Genomic DNA, 23,640 nt, shown 5'->3' with positions numbered 1-23,640 from the left:
GGAGCCTGAATATGAATCTGGATATTTCGGATAAATCATTGCCTGTGTATGAAGCACTCGCAAGCAGTGTAAGGCACAAAATCATTCAATTACTTGCTATACGACCTATGAATATTCGTGAACTAGCGGAAGCAGTAAGTTTAACCAGTGCCATTGTATCTATGCATGTCAAAAAGCTAGAAAAAGCAGGAATCATTTCAACCAGTATGCAACCGGGTAAAGGCGGGGTACAAAAGATATGTTCTCTTCAAGTAGAGGAAGCGCAGATCAACTTCCCGAACAAAGTAGAACATTTACGTCAATACCATGAAAGTGAAATTTCGATTGGACATTATACAGACCTTAAAGTGGAACCGACTTGTGGGTTGGCTTCAGCCGAGAAATTTATCGGGCAAGTAGATGATACTCGTTATTTTTTTGATGCTGAACGTTTTCAAGCCAAAATTCTATGGTTTAGCGAAGGGTTTATTGAGTATAAAATTCCTAACTTTTTGTTGTCTACCGAAAATCCATTAGAATTATTAGTTTCACTTGAGATTTCTTCAGAAGCTCCTTTGACCGATAACCGTTTTCCTTCGGACATTACATTTTATTTGAATGAAGTGAAGTTAGGAACATGGACAAGTCCAGGCGATTATGGAGATAAGCGTGGTAAATACAATCCACAATGGTGGCCAGATATTGTGAATCAATATGGACTACTCAAGCATCTGACTGTATCCAGAGATGGTACATATATGGATGGACAGAAGCTATCTGATGTGAATCTAGATCAGGTCAATGTACGTGATCGTCAATGGACATTACGTATTGCAGTCGATCCTTCGTCTGAGCATGTCGGCGGGTTAACACTGTTCGGTAGAGGATTTGGTAACTATAATCAGGATATCGTTTTCCGATTGTATTATGACAAATTAATTCATTCTGCTAATGCTAGCGCACGTGAAGCAGAATCACAATCTTGATAAAACAACACAAAAAAACGGCTATAGAGCATATACTCTGTAGCCGTTTTTTTGTATGTGTATAACAATGAGTTCAATCAGACTGAAAAGGAAGTAACACTTATCCTTTTACCCCTGAGATTGCGACAGATTCGATAATTTGACGTTGGAAAATCAAGAAAATGATTAAGATAGGTAGCAACGATACTACAGATGCCGCCATAATTAGCGGGTAATCACTTTGGATTGCATAGTTAGCGTTAAAGTTAGCAATAACGATCTGTAGTGTCTGAATTTCAGGAGAGTTCAGATAGAGAATAGGCGGTAAGTAATCATTCCAGATTCCCATAAACCATAAGATTAATTGTGCTGCTATTGCTGGCTTAATCAACGGGAAAATGATACGGGCATAAATACCGAAGTATGATGTTCCATCGATTTTGGCGGCTTCTATAATAGCATTCGGAATACTATACAGATACTGTCTCAAAAAGAAGATCATAATAATATTACCGAACAATCCAGGAACAATCAGTGGTAATAATGTATCTACCCAACCCCATTCAGAGAACATAATAAATTGAGAGATCATAACTGCTGGATATGGAATCATCATCGAAGAGAGTAATAGTAAAAAGATTTGATTTTTGTAAGGAAAACGAAGTTTAGCAAAAGCGAATGCTGCCAAACTTGATGTAATCGTTCCAATAATCGTTACAGTTAACGCTACGATAAGGCTGTTAATAATACCGCTTAATAGAGGACCTGCTGTCCAAATTTCTTGATATTTATTAAAATGAAACACAGCCGGAATCCAATTAGGTGGAAGAGCAAATACATCTTGTCTGTCTTTAAAAGAAGTAGATACCATCCAAAGTAGTGGAGCGATCATTACTACAGCTCCAATGCAGAGTAAAACAAAAATGAACGCATTGCTTATCTTTTGTTGCTTCGTATGAACCATTCTGTACTCACTCCTTTACAGCTAATAATCAATCGACATCAAAGCTTGAACGCTCATTCATTTTGAACTGAATTAAGGTAACGATAAAGATAAATAGTCCTAAAATAACAGCCATTGCTGAAGCATAACCCATTTGTAAGTTATCAAAAGCTTTTTGCCAGATATAGAATACGATTGTAGCTGAAGAGTACTCAGGTCCACCTGTAGGTGTCATAATATTGATCTCGGTAAAGATCTGTGATCCTCCGATAATATTCGTAACTACAAGGAAGAATGTAACTGGCTTCACCATCGGCCATGTAATATGACGGAACATTTTGAATCCACTTGCGCCATCCAATTCAGCCGCTTCATAGTAACTACGAGATACACTTTGCAGAGCAGCAAGATACAGAAGCATCGAGTATCCGAGACCTTTCCAGATCGTCATGATAATCAAGGCTGGTTTGACTGTCGTGGTATTTGCTAACCAGTTAGGGCCTTTGATGCCAAATAAATCAAGGAACTGATTGACCAGTCCATAATCTCCGTTATAAGCCCACTGCCATAGGATAGAAATCGCAGCAAGTGAAGAGATAACCGGTACATAGTAGATTACACGAAATGTAGTAGTACCCGGGATTTTACGATTAAGCCCAAGCGCTAATAACAAAGAAATAACCAATCCAATCGGAATACCGATCATTAAGAATAAGGTATTGAACATTGATTTGTAGAAGAAATCATCTGTCAAAATATCTTTAAAGTTATCCAACCCGATAAAGTTCATCTGTCCAAGTCCATTCCAATCGGTAAATGATCCGTATACCGAATACAGAGCCGGATAGAGTGTGAACAGTAAAAAACCGACAACGGGTGGCAAAATAAACAAATAACCAAAATATTTTTCTTTACGATACAGATTAGATTTGGTTTTCATAATTCACCCCTAATTCATCTGGAATGAAAATGATGTTAGTCCCGTTGGAATCTAGGGAAAGCTAACATCATTTTCACCATATTCAAAATGGCTTTGATTGATTACAACAGGTAAAACTTACTTTTTAGATTTTTGATCTTGTTCAACTGCACGATCAAGTAATTTTTGCATTTTAGGTTGTTCTTGTTTGACATAATCGGCAGCAGACATTTTACCATCAATAACAGGTTGGATATCTGTGAAGAACAGATCATACCATTCGGCATTGTACGTATATTGACCTGGTAGTGGTCTGCCATACTCGGTTACAATTTTAAGGAATTCTTCTTTGTTAGCTGGTTTGGTTGAAGTATCCGCAGCCCATGTTTTCGCCATATCTTGCAAGTTAGGAATCTGTACGCCCGATTTCACTAACGCTTCTTGACCTTCTTTTGAAGCAGACAAGTAGGTTACTAATTTAGCTGCAAGTTCTGGATTCGCTGTTTTGCTAGATACACCAATACCTAGACTTCCAATCCATGTTGCTGTTTTTCCTGTAGAACCAGCAGGGTAAGGGATTAGATCATAATCGAATTTCAATTCACGATCATACGTGCTTAGATCCCAAGGGCCAACAGGGAAAAATGCAAGTTCGCCTCTCATCCAACGTTGGTACGTATCCAGTGTCTGTGCTTGCTCAATCGCAGGAGTGATTTTGTATTTGTTCTGCATATCTGCAAAGAATTGTAGAGCTTCGATAAATTTAGGTTCATCGATTGTCACTTTAGTATGTGTACTATCAATCCAATCAGCGCCATTACTCCATACGAACGCTTGAAGCGCCCATTGTACGTTCAGTCCAGTACCGAATTGATCTAATTTGCCATCACCATCGGTATCTTTGGTTAGCTCTTGATTGACTTTGATAAATTCATCCCATGTATAAGGTTTGTTTTTGTCCGGCAGAGGGATGCCTGCTTTTTCAAACATGGTTTTGTTATAGCCGAGGGAGAAAGGTCCCAAATCTTTAGGTAGTCCGTATAGTGCGCCTTTGCCCACTTCTTTACCATCGTAGCGATAGAAATTCACGCCATCAGCCCACATGTTTTTCAGGTCAACTTCTTTGTTGTTTTCGATATACTTACTAATGTCTAATAGGATATTGCTATTTACATATGCTTTGAGGTCAGCAGGATTGTAGAAGAATACATCAGGAATACTGTTTCCCGTAATCGCTGCTTGTAATTTAGTAGCATATTGATCACCGGTCGTCTGAATGATTTTGACCGTCACACCTGGATTATCTTTTTTAAATTCTTCAACAACTGCGTTATATGCTTTTTGCTCATCCGGTCCACCGCGGAACATAAATGTTAATTGATTTGGATCTGAATTCTTTTTAGAACCTCCACAGCCTGCAAGCACCAAAGACAACATCAACACACTCGCCAAGACAATCAGCCAACTTTTTTGACGCAACATAGTTTAAACCTCCCCTTAAATTTCAAAAAAGTAATTCATAGACCACTGTACATATTTCTATCATGACCTTGTTGATTGGATACAATAAGGCGAAGCTTAGGCTTTACGTAGACGAATAACATTCCACGAAGCTTTAGCAAGACGAGCGGTTAAGATGCCATTATCTAGTTGGGATTGACCTCCGCGATGTGGAGCGACTTTTTCTTCATCTGCTGTATTTACAGCTTTGAGATCATCATTTTCAAGAACGATATGTTCTTCAATCTGGTAACCTTCGAATGAACGTACATCACAGTTCAAATCTAACGATTCGCTCAAATGACGGTTCAATGCAAAGATCGTTAAGTATTCATTTTCTTCGTCATAAACAACAGCGCTATCTAAGTAAGGAACATCTGTATAATCACTTGCATCATATTTAGGAGAATCAACCACAGGCTTGAGGGATACCCCACGTCCGAAAGTAGAAGTGTGCATATATGGATAGAAAATCGTCTGCTTCCATACACGTCCGCCATCTTCTGTCATAATCGGAGCAATAACATTGACCAATTGAGCCAGACAAGCCATTTTGACACGATCAGCATGACGTAAGAAGGTAAGTAACATACTGCCAACTAACAAAGCATCTTCAAAGTTATATACATCTTCGAGTTGTGGAGGAGCGATACTCCAAGGATCCATTTTGCTATCTGCTTCATTAGAGTGATACCATACGTTCCATTCGTCAAAGCTCAAGTTCATTGTTTTTTTGCTGCGTTTTTTGGCTTTGATGTAATCGCATGTGGAGATAACGGTATGAATAAAATGATCCATATCCATCGAGCGAGCAAGATAATCTGCTGTATTATTTGTAGGATTACCATAATACTGATGAAGAGAAATATAATCGACAGCTTCATAAGTATGATCCAATGTCGTTGCTTCCCATTCAGGGAATGTAGGCATACCTGTATTGGAACTTCCACAAGCAACCAGTTCAATACTGGAATCAACCTGACGCATAGCTTTAGCTGTTTCTAACGCTAATCGACCGTATTCATCTGCTGTTTTGTGACCGATTTGCCACGGGCCATCCATTTCATTACCAAGACACCATGTTTTGATATTGTAAGGATCGTTAGCGCCATGTTGCTTACGCAGATCGCTATAATAGGAGTTGCCTGGATGATTGCAATATTCGATAAGATTACGAGCAGCATCAATACCGCGTGTTCCCAGATTGACAGCCATCATCACTTCCGAACCTGCTTCTTTTGCCCATTTCATAAATTCATTCGTACCGACTTCATTAGGTTCTACTGTTTTCCATGCTAATTCCAGACGCTTCGGTCTAGAAGCAACAGGGCCAACACCATCTTCCCAGTTGTAACCGGATACAAAATTACCACCAGGATAACGAATAATAGGGACTTGCAACTCTTGTATCAATTGTTTGACATCGTTTCGGAAACCGCTTTCATCTGCGGACGCGTGAGAAGGATCATATATACCACCATATACGGCACGACCTAAGTGCTCGATAAAGGAACCATAAATGCGTTTATCAACTTCAGCGATACGAAAAGCTTTGTCCACGATCATCTTAGCTTTGAGGTTAGACTGTGACAATAATATTCATCCTTTCTATACTCCATCATCAATAATGATAACGCTTCATTTGGATACTTCTTGCATAATTTAACAAAGCAAATGTAGCATATATTTTTTATACAGTCAATAATAATATTAATAATTAACATAAACATTAACTAAAATAAATATATAAATGATAGGACGATACAAAGCAACATCAATTGACAAAATAAATATTAGTACCATAGAGTACTAATTATGATAAAAAAAAATAAAACCTCAAATCGTGATCTTATTTTACAGTTGGCGACAAAATTGTTTTTACAAAAAGGATATTTAGCAACAGGCATGGATGAAATTGTAGCCATTAGCAAAGTCTCAAAGACTAATATTTATTACCATTTTGCAAGTAAAGAAGAACTATTAGATGCTATTATTCATCAATTAATTACAGAGTATAGTGAAAAGATTACACATATTGCTAACCAGCACGATCAACCGGTATGGGAACGTCTGCAACGATTTACTGAACTTCTAATTATGCAAGACGTTGACTGCCTAGCAGGAGGGCCATTTTTAACATTGTATACACAGACTCCTATAGAAGCAGAACATATTCGCAATAAGATCAAGTATTTTTTTGCACAACAATTGATAGTGGTAGAGCAATTGATCGTTGAAGGAATACAGCGTAAAGAATTTCATGATTCTTTGCAACCACCGGCTGTTGCTTCATTAATAGTATCTACTATAGAAGGAGCACTATTTTTAGGTCATGTTCATCAAAACCCACAAATGATTCGATCTTCCCTTTTTGCTTTGGCAACGATGCTAAAGTAATTTTTTTGGATATATTCAGTACAAATCAGTACTACATTAACAATAACAATCGCTCTACCTATTAGGTACATCTATTACACAAAAGGCAAATGCCAGAGGGTTTTATCTATTTTATTGTGAAGCAAGACTTTTTGTTAAAATCAGCACGCCAGATCGAAACGGTATATAAGTATTCGCTTAACCATTACTATAAATACATGACAAAACATTATACATGATCTGGATGATCATTTTCAGCTTCAGACTCATTATGTAACGTATAGCAATACAAATAAAATCGTGCTTTATGATAACGTCAAAAAAAGATAAAAATCGTATTTAGATTGTATCTTTTTTCTATGACGTTTTTTTGTGTGGAAAATTTACTTTTTTATCCAATATGCTTTACAAGACCTCTACATTTTAGTTATTATAGAATTATAATTATTCTAAGTATAAATACTATATATTCTTATCGTATTCTAATAATTGCATAACAAGTTGTGCTAGAACATATAGATTTATTGTGAAAATCAGATTATGCTCATCTTAGAATCTGTGGATATCTTGCAAATTTAACCGGAAGGTGTGAACACATAATGATACTGACAGAACAATTGAACCGGATTAAAGAGCGCTTAAAATCAAAAGGTTATAAATTAACCCCTCAACGTGAAACGACAATTCGTGTATTACTGCAACATGAAAAAGATCATTTAAGTGCGGAAGAAGTATTTTTATTAGTAAAAGAGCAATTTCCTGAGATCGGTATGGCGACAGTGTATCGTGTACTTGATCTTTTGACTGAACTTCATGTTGTGCAGAAAGTGAATTTTGGCGATGGAGCAGCCCGATTTGATCTTCGTCAAGCGAACAGCCCTCATTTGCATCATCATCTGATCTGTACAGAATGTGGAAATGTAGAAGAAATTATGGATGATTGGTTATTACCACTTGAGAAGCGTATAGAACGTGAGTATGGCTTTACTGTCACCGATCATCGACTTGATTTTCATGGCATCTGCACAGAGTGTCGGGTCAAAGAGCGTGACAAAAATAAATCCAACAACAAATGCAAAGCAGTCTCCTGATCCCGAAAAGAGCCATTTATGGCTCTTTTTTTGTGTTCATCTTTATTTTCATAAATACGCAACCGAAATAAAGTGTAGATCGAAATAACATACTGTCCTTAATTTGCCAAAATTGAGACTTATCTCATAGGTTGTACGTATGTAATAATACGAATATAAAGATAGAGAAAAGGGGAAGAAAGATGGCATTAGTAGAAGTAATTAAGTACGATGGAACACCAGATGTATATGCTTGGAAGCATCCTAATGAAGAGTTAGGCACATGGACACAATTAATTGTTAACGAATCACAAGAAGCGATATTGTACAAAGGCGGTAAAGCGTTTGATACCTTCGGGCCAGGCAGACATACATTAAGTACGTTAAATATTCCATTACTTAATAATATCGTTAATATTCCGTTTGGCGGACATTCTCCATTTGCAGCCGAAATATGGTATGTCAACCGAATTAGCAATTTAGACATGAAATGGGGCACAACGGCACCGATTCAACTACAAGACCCCAAATATAAAATTATTATTCCAGTACGTGCTTTTGGACAGATGGGGATTCGTATTGAAGATTCACGTAAATTTTTGGTGAAATTAGTCGGGACTTTATCTCAATTTGATCAAGCAGACATTTCACGTTATTTTCGCGGATTGTTATTAATGAATATCAATGAAAGTATTTCATCTTATCTAGTACACAAGCAGATTAGTATACTGGAAATTAATGCTTACATAAGCGAGATTTCCAATCATGTGAAAGAAAAAATGATGCCTGTTTTCGCAGAATTTGGAATTGAAATTGTCAATTTTTATATGGATTCGGTCAATACGCCGGATGATGATCCATCGGTCAAAAGATTACAAGAAGCTCTAGCACGCAAAGCTGAAATGGATATTGTCGGTTATACCTATCAGCAAGAACGTAGCTTTGATACATTAGAAGGTGCCGCCAAAAATGAAGGAAGTACACAAGCAGGTCTGATGGGTGCTGGACTGGGCATGGGCATGGGATTTGGTCTGGGTGGTGCGTTTGGACAGGGAATGGCAGGTCTTGGGCGAGTGATGGATGTAACGGGTGGAACAGGGAATGTTCAATTTAATCATTCGACATCGTCTCATTCCAATACTCAACATACCTGTGATAAATGCAGTCAACCACTAACACCGGGTTCCAAATTTTGCGCGCATTGTGGAGATAAATATAATTCTTGCGATCAATGTGGAGCAGACAATCCAGAAGGTGCAACACAATGTAAAAGTTGTGGTAAAGCATTTGCTAAGCCTTGTCGCAGTTGTGGTGCTGCACTTCAAGCAGGCGTGAAATTCTGTCCTGAATGTGGAGCTTCGGCTGTGATGACATGCAGTAGCTGTGGACATGCTGTTCAGCCGGGTCAAAAGTTCTGTCCTGAATGTGGTCAACGTGTTACTCCAGAAGGAGAACAATAATATGACGGATCATCGCTTAGGAATCAAAATGATTACATTACTATATGGTGTTATTTTGACGATTACTGTGATTGGATTTGTGTTATTAGCATCTTTTCATATATTAGATGTTCGCTTCTGGGTTTCTTTAGCTACGATTGTATTGGCAGAAACGATCGTCTGGTCTTTAGCAGGTTGGGGCGCACTACGAGCAGATGAATTTAAAAAGACAGTACCTGCATTTATGGGATTAGCTGTTGTAGCTGTTGCGTATCAAGCATTAACAATTATGTATGCGGTATTGCTCTGGTTAGTGATTGCAGTTCCTACGAGCTTATATATCTGGATTCAATTGATTACGTTTGGTGCTGTATTTGTGATTGGCGGATTGTTGATCTGGTTTATGCAGACGGAACGTGGTATTGATAAAGAAGAACGATTGCAGATGCTTGGTATTCAAGAAATTCGTTCTATCCTCAGCGAATCGAATCTGCATTTAAAAGGTTGGCAAGAACCTTATCGGACTGAGCTAAAACAATTACTCACTACCCTTGAAGAAAATGTTCGCTTTAGTGACCCTGTGACTCATCCTGATATTTGGGCAGAAGAAGAGCAGTTAATGCATGAAGTAAGACGTTTACAAGAACAAATGATGCAAAGCCAAATGCAAGACGAACACAAAGCTACTCAGCAAGTGCAGAATGTAAAAGCAGTATTCGGATCTGTACAAGATATACTGCAACAACGTAACCGCAAGCTTATCACTGCAAAGTCTTGATACACATAAATAGTAAGAGAGTAATTTGAATCAAAAGAAAAAAGAAACATATAAAGGGGTTTATTATATGGCACTAGGTATCATTATGATTATAATTGGTATTCCTTTTTTATTAGTATGGGGAATAACGTCTATTGGGATTTTTATTCCAGATCCTTCAGGAGCTTCTATTCCTATGGGTAGTCTTTGGGGAAGTTGGATTATAGTATCCTTATTTACATTTTTACCAGGTTTTTTACTTGTTTATTTTGGTGTCAAACGAATCAAACTGCATAATCGAAAAATTCAAGCACAAAAAGATTGGTATGCTCGCCAAAATGAAATTCATAATGAGCGTCAACAGCAGCACCAAAATCATTCATCAGGTTCTATTCATACAATTGATCGCGAAGATATGCAACATATTCCACATCGTCAGCCGAATCCTAATCGTTATAGTAGTACGACAACATCATACTCATCTACCACAACGATAACAAGCAATATCAATGGTAATAGTACAACAACAACCGATTACAAAATTTTCAATCCATTAGATCCTAAAACAGCACCTTATACGTCATGGCAACAACAGCAACGTAATCAGCAAATGAATCCTTCGCCAACCCCACCGCCGGCTCCTAACCTTCAACCTAAAAAGGTAGATTGTTCCGGTTGTGGAGCGATTTATACGATTGCACCGCATGAAAGCAAAGATTGTGAGTACTGTGGAAACACAGTTGTGTATGAATAAAAAACAATTGTTATAATTTTAAATGTAAATTTGCAAAATCCTCAAAATCCCGCTTCTATCGACCATGAAGCGGGTAAATACTACGATATAAGACGCAACCGCAAGGCATCAGTGCACTACGGAACATCGTCTTTTTTAATATTTACCTTGTTAATGTATCCAAGTGTAATTGACAGTTATCTTACTTCCGCATTAACATATATTTATTGCCCTTTATCGGCAAAAACGGATTAGAAGGTGACTGCAAGTGCAACAGTATCGAGCAACAAGAGCAGACATTAACTTGGATGCATTACGTGCCAACTACGAAGCTTTTCGTGGAGCATTATCTCCACAAACTCAATTGTTATGCTGTGTCAAAGGTAATGCATACGGACATGGAGCAGTTGAAATTTCACGAGAATTGGAACGATTAGGTACGGATTATTTGAGTGTGGCATTTTTGGATGAAGCGATTGAGCTGCGTCAGCAAGGTATACGTATGCCTATTCTTGTTCTGGGCTATACCGGACCGGCAGGTATATCTGCTGCTTATGAATATGATATTACTCTTAATGTATTCACGGAGGATGTACTTGAAGCGATAGCTGGACTTGTGCTTGATTCTTCCGAACGCAAGCTTAAAGCTCATATCAAGATCGACAGTGGAATGGGTAGAATTGGTCTTTTAACAAATGTGGCAGTTGATTTTATTACAAGAGCTTTCCAAGTGCCACAACTTGAGATCCAAGGAATGTTTACCCATTTTGCCAAAGCTGATGAGTTAGACAAAAGTTATACATTGGAACAATATGAACGTTTTCAACAGGTGAACATGCAATTACGTGAACTGGGTTACTCTATCCCTATCATACATACGGGGAACAGTGCTACCGCTATTGATACTCCTGAACTATCTCCTCAGATGGTTCGGATAGGTATTGCATTGTATGGGCTGTATCCTTCAGCTGAAGTGAACGAACAGGCGATAGAATTAACTCCAGTACTGACGCTCAAAACAGAAGTAACATATGTCAAACAACTTCCTGATCATTCCAAAGTAAGTTATGGCGGTAAATATGTTACCGAAAGTGATGAATACATTGCAACACTTCCTATTGGCTATGCTGATGGTTATTCTCGAATGTTAACGGGAGTAGCGGAAGTATTGATTCGTGGTCGTCGTGTCCCTGTAGTAGGAACGATTTGTATGGACCAATGCATGGTATCACTTAAATCTTTTGCTGAAGAAGCAGAAGAAATCCAAATCGGCGAAGAGGTTGTCTTAATTGGCAGACAGCAAGATGCTGTTATTACTGCTGATGAGCTTGCATCTAAGCTAGGTACGATTCACTACGAAGTCGTTTGTATGATTGCCGCTAGAGTTCCGCGTGCTTATTACCGGAATAATGCCATTGTCACCCTCTGGAATCCCCTTACACATTTTACAAATTAATTGTGTAAATGTAGAAGGAAACCAACTATTTACGGCGAATCTTACATAAGTATCAAGAAAGGTCTGTACGCACACGTATGATCTGGTTTATAATGATGGCAGCAAACTTGCCTCATATGTCGTATGTGTCGCAAAGACCAGGAAGTTAGATTCGTGCACGAAAGATGCCAATACAGCCGCTATAGGGGTAGAGCTGGAAAAGGTTTTGGGGGTGCTTGACAGTTGGACAACATGCAAAATGCGCAGAGCATTATGATCCGTTTGCCGGATCAACTTCTGCAAGAAGTGGATGGTATCGCAGCTTTAGAAGATTCCGATCGCAGTGAACTAATCAGAAAAGCCACAAAAATTTATCTCACTGAACGCAAAAAGCGGTATATCCGTGAAGCGATGCAGCGTGGATATATGGAAATGGCGAAAATTAATCTGAGAATTGCTTGCGAAGCTTTTCATGCGGAGGAAGAGGCGGACATCACTCTGGACCGTTTAGTTAGCGGGGTGTAGACATTGATCGTAAAACGTGGCGATGTATTTTTTGCAGATTTATCGCCCGTCGTCGGCTCCGAACAGGGCGGCGTGAGGCCGGTTCTGGTTATCCAGAATGATATCGGCAACCGTTTCAGTCCAACGGTTATTGTGGCGGCAATTACGGCACAGATTCAAAAAGCCAAATTGCCAACACATGTGGAGATTGACGCGAAATCTCATGGGTTTGATAGAGATTCCGTCATTTTGCTGGAACAGATTCGAACTATTGATAAACAGCGTCTGACTGACAAAATCACACATCTGGATGAAGAAACTATGCGTCGTGTACACGATGCGCTCCAGATCAGTTTAGGCTTAGTTGAATTTTAAGCCTAACCACAATTCCGACCCGGTGAATAACACCGGGTTTTTTTGTATGGATTATAGATAACAAGATCAGGTGTCTGAAGCATCATCAAGAGATAAGTTATGCAATCAGGTGGAAATCAAAAGCGTTGTCTGAGATAATAAAAGTATCATGCGAGGAATCTCCATTGTAGGGAGACAAGAAAGAGGGATAGGATTTGTCTGAACAAAAAGTAATTACAGAAGCTGAAGCTAAAGTCACCGAACAGCAAGTTCGTGAACAAATTATTAAACAAATCGCAAGCGAATTACAAATTTCATTAAAACAGATTCGTACAACGATCGATTTACTAGCCGAAGGGAATACAATTCCATTTATTGCTCGTTACCGTAAAGAAATGACTGGCGAACTCGATGAAAATGAATTGCGAGATATTGAAGAACGTCATCAATATTTGCGTAACTTACAAGATCGCAAAGATGAAGTACTACGGATCATCAGTGAACAAGATAAATTAACCGAAGAATTAGCAACAGCGATACAAAATGCAGCCAAATTGCAGGTTGTAGAAGATTTGTACCGCCCGTATCGTCAAAAACGTAAAACACGTGCTAGTGTAGCCAAAGAAAAAGGGCTAGAGCCACTTTCCAACTGGATCATGGAGCAACATACAAGCCCAGCACCACTCGTGGAAGCAGAACGTTATGTAGACGCTGATAAAGGTGTAGAAGATGCGAACCAGGCTCTACAAGGGGCTATGGATATTATTGCAGAAAGTATATCCGATGATGCGAATATACGTGCATGGATCAGAAGATATACGCTCGATCAAGGGATGTTGGTGACAGAAGCCAAAGCACCAACCGAAGAGTCTGTATACGAAATGTATTATAACTATCGTGAATTAGCCAAAAAAATGCCTCCTCACCGCATTTTAGCGATCAATCGTGGAGAGCGTGAAAATATTTTAAAAGTACAACTAGAAGTTCAATCAGAATCGATTCACCGTTATATGGAAAAACAATTGGTGAAAGGTTCTTCAGCAGTGCGTGATATTTTGCTTACAGTGATTGAAGATGCATACAAACGTCTGATTGCGCCATCGATTGAACGCGAAGTGCGCGCTGAATTAACCGAAAAAGGCGATCAACAAGCAATCTCTATTTTTGCAGGAAATCTTCGTAATCTATTGCTACAAGCACCGATCAAAGAAAAACGTGTGCTTGGTGTCGATCCGGCTTATCGTACAGGTTGTAAATTAGCGGCTGTCGATGGTACAGGCAAATTGCTTGAAGTAGAAGTAACGTATCCAACTCCACCGCATAACAAAAAGCGCGAAGCGGCTGACATTTTCCGTCGTATGATCAAACAGTATGATATTGAGTTAATCGTGATCGGTAACGGAACAGCTTCGCGCGAATCAGAGCAGTTCGTAGCAGAACTGATTCAAGAAATTACAGATCAAGAACTGTCTTATTTGATCGTTAGTGAAGCAGGAGCAAGTGTATACTCCGCTTCCAAATTAGCACAAGAAGAATTCCCAGATCTCGATGTAGCTCAGCGCAGTGCGGCTTCGATCGCTCGTCGTGTTCAAGATCCACTGGCGGAATTGGTTAAAATCGATCCGAAAGCGATCGGTGTAGGGCAATACCAGCATGATGTGTCTCAGAAACATCTGGAGAGCAGTCTAAAAGCCGTTGTAGAGTCCGCAGTTAACCATGTTGGAGTAGATGTGAATACAGCTTCTCCATCGCTGTTATCGTATGTAGCAGGCGTTAATGCAACGATTGCCAAAAACATCGTAAAATACCGCGAAGAAAACGGTAAATTTACAAGTCGTAAACAACTGCAAAAAGTGCCTCGTCTTGGTGCAAAATCGTTACAACAATGTGTAGGATTTTTACGAATCAATGGTGGCGAAAATCCACTTGATTACACATCGATTCACCCAGAGTCTTATGCAGCAACAACCAAATTGCTCAAATCATTAAAGATTACACCGGAACAATTAGGTACACCTGAAGCTGTAACAGCGTTATCGAATGTAGATGTAGAGCAAGCTTCTGAATCATTAGATATCGGTGTTCCTACATTACGTGATATTTTGGATAGCTTACAACGTCCAGGACGTGATCCTCGTGATGAACTGCCATTGCCAATTTTCCGCACAGATGTGTTGAAAATAGAAGATTTATCACCAGGTATGGAATTGCAAGGTACTGTTCGTAACGTGATCGATTTTGGTGCGTTTGTCGATATTGGTATCAAAAACGATGGATTGGTGCATATCTCCCAATTGAGCAATAGCTTTGTAAAGCATCCGATGGATGTCGTGTCTGTTGGAGATAATGTAACAGTATGGGTGCTGAATGTAGATCACAAAAAAGGTCGTGTTGGCTTAACGATGCGCAAATCTTCTGCTGATGAAGTTGCTCAAGCGTAAAGGTAATGAGTCTATCATGTTCTAAGATTGGCTTTTTATGTAGAAAAGGTTGAATTACGGAAGTAGTAAGATAGGAAGTAAATCAATTAATAATCCAAAAAGCGTACATTCTTCGAATAGTTGTTCGAAAGATGTACGCTTTTTGTTGTAGCTCAAGATAAGGTGAGTATACATTTTCTTTTTCGGATGAACTATTTTAAATAAACATATTTTTATGATCAAAAGATAATGAATAGAAAAGAGAGATTTATACTTGCGACTCCTCATATTCTTCATACCATTGTTCCAATTGTGCTTGCAAAGCTCTAATTTCTGTTAATAAGGAGATCAATGGATAATGATTTTCTTTGAGCACTGCAAAAGAACGTTCTAATTCATTGATATAATCCAATCCACCTATAATCGAAGCATGCTCATCTAACAGTTCTAAATCATTACATTCTGCAATAGCACGAGGCAGAGAAGGAATATCTGCGGCTGTTAATTTGCTGATTTCTTTATGTAATCTAAGGTTAAGTGCACTTAATTGGTAAGCATAATCAGCAGGCATTTCTATATAAGAAAGCTGTGAATCTTGTTGCAATAGCACGTAACGCATGTTTGTAGCAGTCATGATTGAATTCTCCTTTGGATATCGAATAGGTTATATAATTTATACTTGAAGTGTAGCTTAGAATAAAGTTAAAATTCAAGAGAAGAGATTAGATTTATAAGAAATACAGCTCAACAGCAATCATAATGATAAAGTAAAATGATATCTATACAGAGTAAAACCGATACAAAGGAGAGCCATAGTATCTATGACTAACGAAGAATTACAAACGTGGGTGGAACAACTTTCGCTGGAACATTTTGAATGGCCTTTTCGTCATTGTGCTGTATTCAATGCTAGATTACGGACTACAGGTGGACGTTATTTTTTGAGAAGTCATCATATAGAGATCAATCCACATCAACTAGAAGCATTTGGCATCGAAGAAGTAGAACGGATTATCAAACACGAATTGTGTCATTATCATTTACATATTCATGGGATGGGTTATCGTCACAGGGATGCTGAATTTAAGTACTGGCTCAAGCGTGTTGGCGGAAGCCGTTACTGTCAGGCTCCACCATCTATAGAACAACAAAAACGAAAAGAACTATATCGTTACAAATTATTATGTACCTCTTGCCAGACTCAATATTTGCGCAAACGAAAAATGAATCCAGACAAATATCGGTGTGGTAAGTGCAGTGGCAAATTAACATTGGAACAGCTTGACTTGCCTCAGGAATCATGGTAAATTATTTCTTGTACTACCTATATTGTTCTTGTTAGATATTCCCTGATAGCTCAGTTGGTAGAGCACTCGACTGTTAATCGAGTTGTCACAGGTTCGAGTCCTGTTCGGGGAGCCATGGAGAGATACCCAAGTGGCTATAAGGGGACCCTCTGCTAAGGGGTTAGACTGCGTTAGCGGTGCGAGGGTTCGAATCCCTCTCTCTCCGCCATATAAGAATGAATACAATAAGTAATATCATAGGTACATACAACAAAAGGATCAGCATCTGCTGGTTCTTTTTTATTTTTGCAGATAGATGGGCAATAATATTTGTAGAAGTAGAAGTAGAAGTAGAAGTAGAAGTAGAAGTAGAAGTAGAAACGAAAAAATAGGCATGAGATGCTTTCTGTGATAGAAAGTGTCTCATGCCTATTTATCTAAAATCGAATTATTTGTTAGGTGTATAGTCAGGGTTAGTCAACATTTGACCAACAATATAGACTAGATCATCGTCACCAACTTGATCATCTTCTGTTTGATCTGCATCATGCAACGTTTTATCTGTATCTGCTGCATTTTGACCAAAGTAGAATGCATCAATAGATAGATCTAGAAGCGTATAAGAACCAGATCTATTCACGTCCAAAAAAGCTGGTTTTTCGATCAAGATTGTATCTTCTAAAGCATTAGCAGGAGCGATATCATATTCGTTATCCGTATCTGCGATACGACCAGACAATGAATCGACTTTACCTGTACCTACAGCAATAGCTTTAAATTTCAATTTCAAAAATACAGTATCTGCGGAAATACCATAGTTTTTACCTTGACTCGCTACGATAAAGCGAAGAGTTCCTTTTTTATCGTTTGTTTCATTGTAGACTTTGTAACCAGGAACTTCAGTAGCACCCAAGTATTCCATTAATGTAGCATCATAGTTCACAACAAAATCTTCTGCATAAATATTTGTTGCTTTTTTCAAAGACAAATCAGCGATAAAACCTTCGCCAACTTTAACTTTTTCTTTGTCGATCGTAACATCAAGTGTTGCTTGCTCGTTTGGTTTCACTGCTGCGATCGGTGTAGCTGTCACTTCGTTAGACACAGCACCTTCTGTAGTACCGTTTACGCCTGTTACAACGTAGAAGTAAGGAGTGCCATTAACAGGAGTTGTATCTGTGTAATACGTATTACCTGTTACGTTAGTCGCTACATTCGTATAAGGACCACCTGTAGTTGTAGCACGTTTTACATTATAGCTAGTTGCATTCGTTGCTGTTGACCAAGTGAGATCAACTTTAGCATTACCAGCAGTCGCTTTTAAAGTGGATTTACCAATCAAAATTTCGTCTTCACTGTAAGGAGAATATCCATTAGGAATAGCATATTTAAAAGGAGTTAAGCCAAAATTACCTGTCAATTGAGGACTGCTATTTACTGCCATTATTTCTGCATAAATAGGAGTAGTTATTTCTTTTGAAGAATATTGAACTGGAGTTTGAGAAACACCATTTTTATACCATGTAATAGTGCTGTTATCTATATCTAATGCAACAGAAATAATATCTCCTTTTTTATAAGTAGATCCGTAAACATATCCACGATTTTCTGCATTAGTTATTGCAAAATTATCAAGGCGGTGACCGTCATTACCATAATAATTAGTAGTGTATGTTTTATTGGCATTAGAAATACCGATTCCTGCATACATACCTTCTGTATTATCTACTGTTACTTCCCAATACCATTTACCTGACGTTTTTCCTATATTAGTAAGTGAGGTTCTAGTTGTTGAAGAGCTTACTTGCATAGTAGTAGAACGGTTTTCCCATGTTATTGATTTTGTAGCTGCTTGTGTTGCTGTTGGCAAAGCTGTAAGTACGGATACTGCTACAAATAGAACTGATAAAAATAAACTTAAATGACTAAAAATTCTCTTTTTCATAACTTCCCCCTGAAAATCTTATTATTAACAAAAAGTATCATATAGGAATAAAGAACCTAGTGTCAAAACACTTATTACTAAATATGGAATAATGTACTTTTAATGTTTGATTGTATGTTTTCCTAATATGTATATGGTTGGATTAATTCAGACTAAATATCTAGTTTCTATCAATAATCCTGATGCTTTTGACTTAGTATCATTCTATAAAAAATAAAAAAAGTGAATCTGAATATCTTCAGAGTTCACTTTTATTTGAAATATATTAATAAGTAGATGTTCAAAATAAAAATAGAAATGTTTAAGCAGAAGGGATTGTCATACCCATTGCTTTATAAATCGCATGAGCTACGCCATCTTCTTCATTATTTTTGGTGACTTCATCGGCATAGGATTGAACTTCTAGATCAGCATTGCCCATCGCTACGCCTTTACCTGCGATTTGGAGCATGGAGACATCGTTGTAGTTGTCTCCAATAGCCATAGTATCTTCGATAGCAATATTGAAATGTTGTGCAAGACGTTTTAGAGCATATCCTTTAGAAGCTTGTTTGTGTTCCATTTCAAAATTGTGCATACCCGAAATTACCATAGTCATATCATCACGATTGGAGAATTTGTCGCGTCCTACTTGTAACTTTTCTGGATCTAAAGATAATGCCATAACATTATACAAATCCGCTTGATCTGGAATTTCTGTAAAGGAAGAAATACGTAAAAATCCTGTGTTTTCATGATGGAACTGCATTGCTTCTAGCATTTTAAGTAAGCTAGGGTCAGGATCAGTACTTAGCAAACGATCTACTTCCATCGCTAATAGTTGATGACTATTGTTGACAGTATAAATACCGCGGTCGCTATGCACCTGGTAATAGTATTCATTAGCTTCTAACCACTGTAAGACTTCATTAGCTGCTTGACGCTCTAACGGTAAAGTAAATAATTGCTGTTCATGCTCATCATGGATTACAGAACCATTTGAAGAAATAACAGGAGTTTGAAGACCGGATGATTGAAGAATCTCACGCACGTTACCATGTTCGCGTCCGGTAGCAATTGTAACCAGAATCCCTTCTTGTTGCGCAGTACGAATAGCTTGAATATTGGTTTCACTTACATGAGTATGGGCGCTTAATAACGTTCCATCCAAATCGATAGCAATTAATTTAACAGTCATAGACTCATCTCCTTTAAAATAGGTTGATTGGCGATATGCACTTCAATTTCATATTGCTCCAATAACTCCGTCATTTCTGGTGTAGGAGCACGATCTGTAATAATCAGATCAATTTCAGACAAATCTGCAAATTTATAAAACAGTTCTCTACCAAATTTGGATTGATCCGCTAACACAATCACGATATCAGCTTGTTGCATCATTTTATGCTTAATCATACCTTCTTCATCAGACACCGAAGTAAGCCCTTTAGCCGAAATGCCACCGATACCAATAAAAGCACGTTGAACAAAATAATGCGAAAGTCGTTCAATTGCTGCTGAACCATACACATAACGATGCTGAGTATGTAATTGTCCGCCTAATAGATGAATCGTAATATCTTCTTTTTCAGATAAAATATCCGCTTGATTGATAGAGTTGGTAATAATCGTACAACCAGTCGCATCTAGAAATTCCGCACATGCTTGTACAGTTGTTGAAGAATCAAGAATAATCCGATCGCGATCACTTATTAGTGAAGCAGCAACTTTGCCAATACTTTTCTTTTCAGAAGAAACTGTATTGAGTCTATCTTGGTAACTAGGGATCACCATTTCAGAAGAAGGAAGCAGTGCACCACCACGTGTACGAATAATCGAATTTTGCTCTTCCATACGTACAAGATCACGCCGCGCTGTATCTCTAGATACATCAAACAATCGGCAAATGTCTTCAATATTAATACGTTGATGGTTCTTCAAATAATCCAAAATATGAAGCATTCGTTCCTCTTGATACATAAGAATACTCCTTTTGATTAAGTATATATAAGTAATTATAAGTAATATTAAGTCATTTAACAAGTGCATTTCTGTAAATTGTAAGTAAAATAATTTCACTATGAAATGCTTGCTATCTATATCGATTCTTGTTATACTCATGTCTGTTGTTAAAAGGCATGGCCCGTTGGTCAAGTGGTTAAGACACCTCCCTTTCACGGAGGTAACAGGGGTTCGAGTCCCCTACGGGTCACCATTTATGTCTACAATAAGAGCCATTAGCTCAGTCGGTAGAGCACCTGACTTTTAATCAGGGTGTCGAAGGTTCGAGCCCTTCATGGCTCACCATTTTGCAAAAAAAATAGTCCTCAGTTATATTCATTGAGCGGTCGTGGTGGAATGGCAGACACGCTACCTTGAGGGGGTAGTGGGTGTATACCCGTGGAGGTTCGAGTCCTCTCGACCGCATTATAAAGTAAAAAAAGTCCTGGCTGTTATAGCACGGACTTTTTTTCTAATGTTATAAATATAGGATAGAATAGAATGCTTATTTTTGGTAGAATATAACGAGTGATTCATTTATATTCGCCATATCCATAGTAACGCTTGAATACATAAAAATAGGATGCGAATCAATCTTAAGCTGCTGTGTATTGCAAGAGCTATAGGTTACTTATGTACGCATATCAGTGGTTAGAGTAATTCTGAATATCAAGCAGGTCAGCGACTTGTTTGCGGTATCTTGTTGCTTTGCGTGTCCCGTTAATAAGATTAGATAAGCGGGAAGGAGGAATCCCGTAACGCGTACAAAATGTTTTCTGATCCATCTGTAATTCTGCTAGACGTTGCTTGATAGCCCAACCGAAGGGGGTAACGGGCTGCTTACGATTCAATAGATATCACCCCTTAATGTAACATGAAATGGTGTATGATTAGGTTGTGAATAAAGAGTCTCAAATTCATTATTGAACAACCTGTGATATAATTATTTAGGGAAAGTAGTAAAAAAATGTCGGTAAAGTAAGTATATACTTTTTTAAGTTGTTAATCAACAAAAATAACTTAATTGAGTATCTAAAGATAATAAGGTCGGGAGTGGAGGTACAATATGCAATCTATCTATGATCGAATCGAAATATTGATTAAGAATAAAGGAATTACTAAGAAATCATTTTGCGAACAATTAAAAATCAGTACAGGTAATTTTGGTGATTGGAAAAGAGGCAAATCTACACCCGGTACACATAAGCTTATAGAAATTGCCGCTTATTTTAACACAAGTCTGGATTGGTTGCTTACAGGGCAAGAACGTCTTCCTGAATTAATTAAAGAGCAGACTGATCCTTATTTTTTTGAACTAATGGGGCAATTGAATTGCCAAGATGAAATACTGTCCGAACAAGAAAAAGGTTTTATCAAAGAATATATTGAATTTACAGTGTATCGCAAAAATAAAAAGCAAGATCAATAATATAATGTCCTCAAAAGTCCGTCTTCCAATGACGGGCTTTTTATATGATATAACTTGTCGTATAGATAACGAAAAGGATAAGACGGTGTGTATTTGATTGATAGTAAGTATAGATAGTAGAATTAGGTTTACAAGTGACGTTCAGAATAGTATAATATGGAGGTTCGCTATAAGAACGTGATATATGCGCGGTCGTGGTGGAATGGCAGACACGCTACCTTGAGGGGGTAGTGGGTGTATACCCGTGGAGGTTCGAGTCCTCTCGACCGCATTACAAGCTTTATCGGATAAGAGATTACATATTCCTCAACACAGAAAGCCTTTTAAACCGTAAGAGAGAGTTCATTATCTCTAGGTTTAAAAGGCTTTTTTGTATAACAACTTATAATGCAGTAAATATTTTATGATTCTGTGGATGACGAAGGATTATCATTTTTTAACAATTCAAGGATATCTGCTTGTATTTTGTCTGGAGTAGTCTGAGGTGAATATCGTTTAACAGGTTTGCCATTCTGATCAATTAAAAATTTGGTGAAATTCCATTTAATCGCTTTGGAACCTAGTATGCCGGGAGCTTCTTTACTTAAATATTGAAAAAGTGGGTGTGCAGAAGAACCTTTTACTTCTAGCTTTTCAAACATAGGAAAAGTAACGCCATAATTCAACTGGCAAAATTCAGAGATTTCTTCGTTAGAACCAGGATCTTGTTGACCGAATTGATTACTTGGAAATCCTAAAATTTCGAAATCATGATCTTTAAACTCATCATATAAGTCTTGAAGACCTGCAAATTGAGGAGTGAATCCGCACTTACTTGCTGTATTGACGATTAACATCGGTTTTCCTTTGTAATTCTCTAACGGTACTTTTTCTCCACGAATATTATCAACAGCATAATCATAAACGCTCATACAGATATTCCACCGCCTTTTTGTTTGGTAACCTATTATAACATGATACAATTTAATTTCAAAAAATAGAGTTCATTGTGTGTGTTACGTTTCATTTTGCTAGAAATGCTTTACAAATATAGTGTTGGTCTAAAATAGCCTATTACAAGGAGCTGAAACGAAATGGCAGTATATACAGCAAAAGTAACCGTTCATGGTGGACGTCAAGGTAAAGTGGAATCAACTACAGGTGGACTCGATGTAGACTTGGTTATGCCTAAAGAATTAGGTGGTGGCGGAGGTACAGGTACAAATCCTGAAGAATTATTTGCAGCAGGATATGGTGCTTGTTATCAAAGTGCACTAGCAAATGTAGCACGCCAAGCTAAACTGGATGTCAAAGATACTACAATTGTAAATAACGTTATGCTTGATAAAGATACAGATGGTGGATTCAAATTGTCCGTACGAATGGATATTAATATTCCTGGACTATCCAAAGAAGAAGCGACAGACATTGCTAAAAAAGCACATGAATTCTGTCCTTATTCTAAAGCGATTCGTGGCAATATTGATGTGCAGTTGAATATTGTATAATTTCTGATTTTGTTTTGAATAAACCATTACAAGATATCAAAGAACCTGATGATCATCAGGTTCTTTTTTTATTTTATCTATACTATTTATATTGAACACGATCATTATCTTGAGATAAA

24 protein-coding genes and 6 tRNA genes are annotated in these 23,640 nt (G+C 37.9%); 20 read left to right on the top strand and 10 right to left on the bottom strand.

Annotated elements, in window-relative coordinates:
• Nucleotides 1–11: 11 nt before the first annotated feature.
• Nucleotides 12–965 carry an ArsR/SmtB family transcription factor gene (locus tag ACFSGI_RS16125; protein ID WP_204825223.1) on the top strand — a complete coding sequence of 318 codons (954 nt, stop codon included), beginning with the start codon at nucleotides 12–14 and terminating at the stop codon, nucleotides 963–965.
• 100 nt (nucleotides 966–1,065) lie between these two features.
• Here the strand turns inward: ACFSGI_RS16125 and ACFSGI_RS16120 are convergent, their stop codons facing one another.
• The 4 genes from ACFSGI_RS16120 to arfA all read right to left on the bottom strand — a co-directional run bounded on the left by ACFSGI_RS16120 (nucleotide 1,066) and on the right by arfA (nucleotide 5,872).
• Nucleotides 1,066–1,908, bottom strand: a complete 843-nt coding sequence (locus ACFSGI_RS16120; RefSeq protein ID WP_204825222.1) for a carbohydrate ABC transporter permease — start codon at nucleotides 1,906–1,908, stop codon at nucleotides 1,066–1,068.
• A 28-nt stretch (nucleotides 1,909–1,936) separates the two neighbouring features.
• The gene (locus ACFSGI_RS16115) at nucleotides 1,937–2,827 is read right to left on the bottom strand and encodes a carbohydrate ABC transporter permease (RefSeq protein ID WP_204825221.1); all 891 of its coding nucleotides are present in this window, start codon (nucleotides 2,825–2,827) and stop codon (nucleotides 1,937–1,939) included.
• A gap of 117 nt (nucleotides 2,828–2,944) precedes the next feature.
• Nucleotides 2,945–4,288 carry an ABC transporter substrate-binding protein gene (locus tag ACFSGI_RS16110; protein WP_204825220.1) on the bottom strand — a complete coding sequence of 448 codons (1,344 nt, stop codon included), beginning with the start codon at nucleotides 4,286–4,288 and terminating at the stop codon, nucleotides 2,945–2,947.
• A 96-nt stretch (nucleotides 4,289–4,384) separates the two neighbouring features.
• Nucleotides 4,385–5,872 carry an arabinosylfuranosidase ArfA gene (arfA, locus tag ACFSGI_RS16105; RefSeq protein ID WP_204825691.1) on the bottom strand — a complete coding sequence of 496 codons (1,488 nt, stop codon included), beginning with the start codon at nucleotides 5,870–5,872 and terminating at the stop codon, nucleotides 4,385–4,387.
• Nucleotides 5,873–6,121: 249 nt separating this feature from the next.
• Here arfA and ACFSGI_RS16100 point away from each other — a divergent pair, with 249 nt between their 5' ends.
• From ACFSGI_RS16100 to ACFSGI_RS16060, 9 genes are all read left to right on the top strand, one after another.
• On the top strand, nucleotides 6,122–6,703 hold the full coding sequence (locus ACFSGI_RS16100) for a TetR/AcrR family transcriptional regulator (RefSeq protein ID WP_379283660.1): 582 nt from the start codon (nucleotides 6,122–6,124) through the stop codon (nucleotides 6,701–6,703).
• A gap of 578 nt (nucleotides 6,704–7,281) precedes the next feature.
• A complete protein-coding gene (gene fur / locus ACFSGI_RS16095) occupies nucleotides 7,282–7,773 on the top strand; it encodes a ferric iron uptake transcriptional regulator (RefSeq protein ID WP_379283658.1) in 492 nt (163 codons plus the stop codon).
• Nucleotides 7,774–7,955: 182 nt separating this feature from the next.
• On the top strand, nucleotides 7,956–9,212 hold the full coding sequence (locus tag ACFSGI_RS16090; protein WP_204825219.1) for an SPFH domain-containing protein: 1,257 nt from the start codon (nucleotides 7,956–7,958) through the stop codon (nucleotides 9,210–9,212).
• A 1-nt stretch (nucleotide 9,213) separates the two neighbouring features.
• Complete coding sequence (locus tag ACFSGI_RS16085) at nucleotides 9,214–9,969, top strand: hypothetical protein (protein ID WP_204825218.1); 756 nt, start codon at nucleotides 9,214–9,216, stop codon at nucleotides 9,967–9,969.
• A 67-nt stretch (nucleotides 9,970–10,036) separates the two neighbouring features.
• A complete protein-coding gene (locus ACFSGI_RS16080) occupies nucleotides 10,037–10,702 on the top strand; it encodes a hypothetical protein (protein ID WP_204825217.1) in 666 nt (221 codons plus the stop codon).
• Between the two features lie 247 nt (nucleotides 10,703–10,949).
• A complete protein-coding gene (gene alr, locus ACFSGI_RS16075; RefSeq protein ID WP_379283655.1) occupies nucleotides 10,950–12,137 on the top strand; it encodes an alanine racemase in 1,188 nt (395 codons plus the stop codon).
• Between the two features lie 222 nt (nucleotides 12,138–12,359).
• Complete coding sequence (locus ACFSGI_RS16070; protein ID WP_069326107.1) at nucleotides 12,360–12,641, top strand: CopG family ribbon-helix-helix protein; 282 nt, start codon at nucleotides 12,360–12,362, stop codon at nucleotides 12,639–12,641.
• A 3-nt stretch (nucleotides 12,642–12,644) separates the two neighbouring features.
• A complete protein-coding gene (locus ACFSGI_RS16065; RefSeq protein WP_069326106.1) occupies nucleotides 12,645–12,995 on the top strand; it encodes a type II toxin-antitoxin system PemK/MazF family toxin in 351 nt (116 codons plus the stop codon).
• A 194-nt stretch (nucleotides 12,996–13,189) separates the two neighbouring features.
• Complete coding sequence (locus ACFSGI_RS16060; protein ID WP_204825216.1) at nucleotides 13,190–15,415, top strand: Tex family protein; 2,226 nt, start codon at nucleotides 13,190–13,192, stop codon at nucleotides 15,413–15,415.
• Nucleotides 15,416–15,662: 247 nt separating this feature from the next.
• Here ACFSGI_RS16060 and ACFSGI_RS16055 read toward each other — a convergent pair whose 3' ends face one another.
• Entirely contained in the window at nucleotides 15,663–16,028 is a 366-nt protein-coding gene (locus ACFSGI_RS16055) for a hydrolase/acyltransferase (protein ID WP_204825215.1), read from the bottom strand.
• Nucleotides 16,029–16,215: 187 nt separating this feature from the next.
• Here ACFSGI_RS16055 and ACFSGI_RS16050 point away from each other — a divergent pair, with 187 nt between their 5' ends.
• The 4 genes from ACFSGI_RS16050 (at nucleotide 16,216) to ACFSGI_RS16035 (ending at nucleotide 17,072) form a co-directional block, all read left to right on the top strand.
• Complete coding sequence (locus tag ACFSGI_RS16050; RefSeq protein WP_204825214.1) at nucleotides 16,216–16,701, top strand: SprT family protein; 486 nt, start codon at nucleotides 16,216–16,218, stop codon at nucleotides 16,699–16,701.
• Between the two features lie 39 nt (nucleotides 16,702–16,740).
• Nucleotides 16,741–16,816: transfer RNA gene (locus tag ACFSGI_RS16045), tRNA-Asn, on the top strand.
• Between the two features lies 1 nt (nucleotide 16,817).
• Nucleotides 16,818–16,909: transfer RNA gene (locus ACFSGI_RS16040), tRNA-Ser, on the top strand.
• A gap of 7 nt (nucleotides 16,910–16,916) precedes the next feature.
• Nucleotides 16,917–17,072, top strand: a complete 156-nt coding sequence (locus ACFSGI_RS16035; protein ID WP_379283651.1) for a hypothetical protein — start codon at nucleotides 16,917–16,919, stop codon at nucleotides 17,070–17,072.
• A 56-nt stretch (nucleotides 17,073–17,128) separates the two neighbouring features.
• Here the strand turns inward: ACFSGI_RS16035 and ACFSGI_RS16030 are convergent, their stop codons facing one another.
• The 3 genes from ACFSGI_RS16030 to ACFSGI_RS16020 form a co-directional block, all read right to left on the bottom strand.
• Nucleotides 17,129–18,625, bottom strand: a complete 1,497-nt coding sequence (locus tag ACFSGI_RS16030) for a cohesin domain-containing protein (RefSeq protein WP_204825213.1) — start codon at nucleotides 18,623–18,625, stop codon at nucleotides 17,129–17,131.
• A 301-nt stretch (nucleotides 18,626–18,926) separates the two neighbouring features.
• Complete coding sequence (locus tag ACFSGI_RS16025; protein WP_204825212.1) at nucleotides 18,927–19,802, bottom strand: HAD family hydrolase; 876 nt, start codon at nucleotides 19,800–19,802, stop codon at nucleotides 18,927–18,929.
• Nucleotides 19,799–20,584, bottom strand: a complete 786-nt coding sequence (locus ACFSGI_RS16020) for a DeoR/GlpR family DNA-binding transcription regulator (protein ID WP_204825211.1) — start codon at nucleotides 20,582–20,584, stop codon at nucleotides 19,799–19,801. The genes ACFSGI_RS16025 and ACFSGI_RS16020 overlap by 4 nt, the downstream gene beginning before the upstream one ends.
• A 160-nt stretch (nucleotides 20,585–20,744) precedes the next feature.
• Here ACFSGI_RS16020 and ACFSGI_RS16015 point away from each other — a divergent pair.
• From ACFSGI_RS16015 to ACFSGI_RS16005, 3 genes are all read left to right on the top strand, one after another.
• Nucleotides 20,745–20,819 (top strand) — tRNA-Glu (locus ACFSGI_RS16015).
• A gap of 16 nt (nucleotides 20,820–20,835) precedes the next feature.
• Nucleotides 20,836–20,911: transfer RNA gene (locus tag ACFSGI_RS16010), tRNA-Lys, on the top strand.
• A gap of 37 nt (nucleotides 20,912–20,948) precedes the next feature.
• Nucleotides 20,949–21,031, top strand: a tRNA-Leu gene (locus ACFSGI_RS16005).
• Between the two features lie 218 nt (nucleotides 21,032–21,249).
• Here the strand turns inward: ACFSGI_RS16005 and ACFSGI_RS16000 are convergent.
• Nucleotides 21,250–21,456 carry a helix-turn-helix transcriptional regulator gene (locus ACFSGI_RS16000; protein ID WP_204825210.1) on the bottom strand — a complete coding sequence of 69 codons (207 nt, stop codon included), beginning with the start codon at nucleotides 21,454–21,456 and terminating at the stop codon, nucleotides 21,250–21,252.
• 215 nt (nucleotides 21,457–21,671) lie between these two features.
• Here ACFSGI_RS16000 and ACFSGI_RS15995 point away from each other — a divergent pair, with 215 nt between their 5' ends.
• Nucleotides 21,672–22,034 carry a helix-turn-helix domain-containing protein gene (locus ACFSGI_RS15995; protein ID WP_204825209.1) on the top strand — a complete coding sequence of 121 codons (363 nt, stop codon included), beginning with the start codon at nucleotides 21,672–21,674 and terminating at the stop codon, nucleotides 22,032–22,034.
• A gap of 188 nt (nucleotides 22,035–22,222) precedes the next feature.
• Nucleotides 22,223–22,305: transfer RNA gene (locus ACFSGI_RS15990), tRNA-Leu, on the top strand.
• A 130-nt stretch (nucleotides 22,306–22,435) separates the two neighbouring features.
• Here ACFSGI_RS15990 and ACFSGI_RS15985 read toward each other — a convergent pair.
• A complete protein-coding gene (locus ACFSGI_RS15985; protein WP_204825208.1) occupies nucleotides 22,436–22,945 on the bottom strand; it encodes a glutathione peroxidase in 510 nt (169 codons plus the stop codon).
• Between the two features lie 162 nt (nucleotides 22,946–23,107).
• Here ACFSGI_RS15985 and ACFSGI_RS15980 point away from each other — a divergent pair, with 162 nt between their 5' ends.
• Nucleotides 23,108–23,521, top strand: a complete 414-nt coding sequence (locus tag ACFSGI_RS15980; protein WP_204825207.1) for an organic hydroperoxide resistance protein — start codon at nucleotides 23,108–23,110, stop codon at nucleotides 23,519–23,521.
• Nucleotides 23,522–23,640: the final 119 nt, after the last annotated feature.

The organism is Paenibacillus nicotianae (genome assembly GCF_042681745.1).
Lineage (GTDB): Bacteria > Bacillota > Bacilli > Paenibacillales > Paenibacillaceae > Saccharibacillus > Saccharibacillus nicotianae.
Note: the sequence above shows the minus strand (reverse complement) of the source record. Positions and strands in the feature narration are given on the sequence as shown.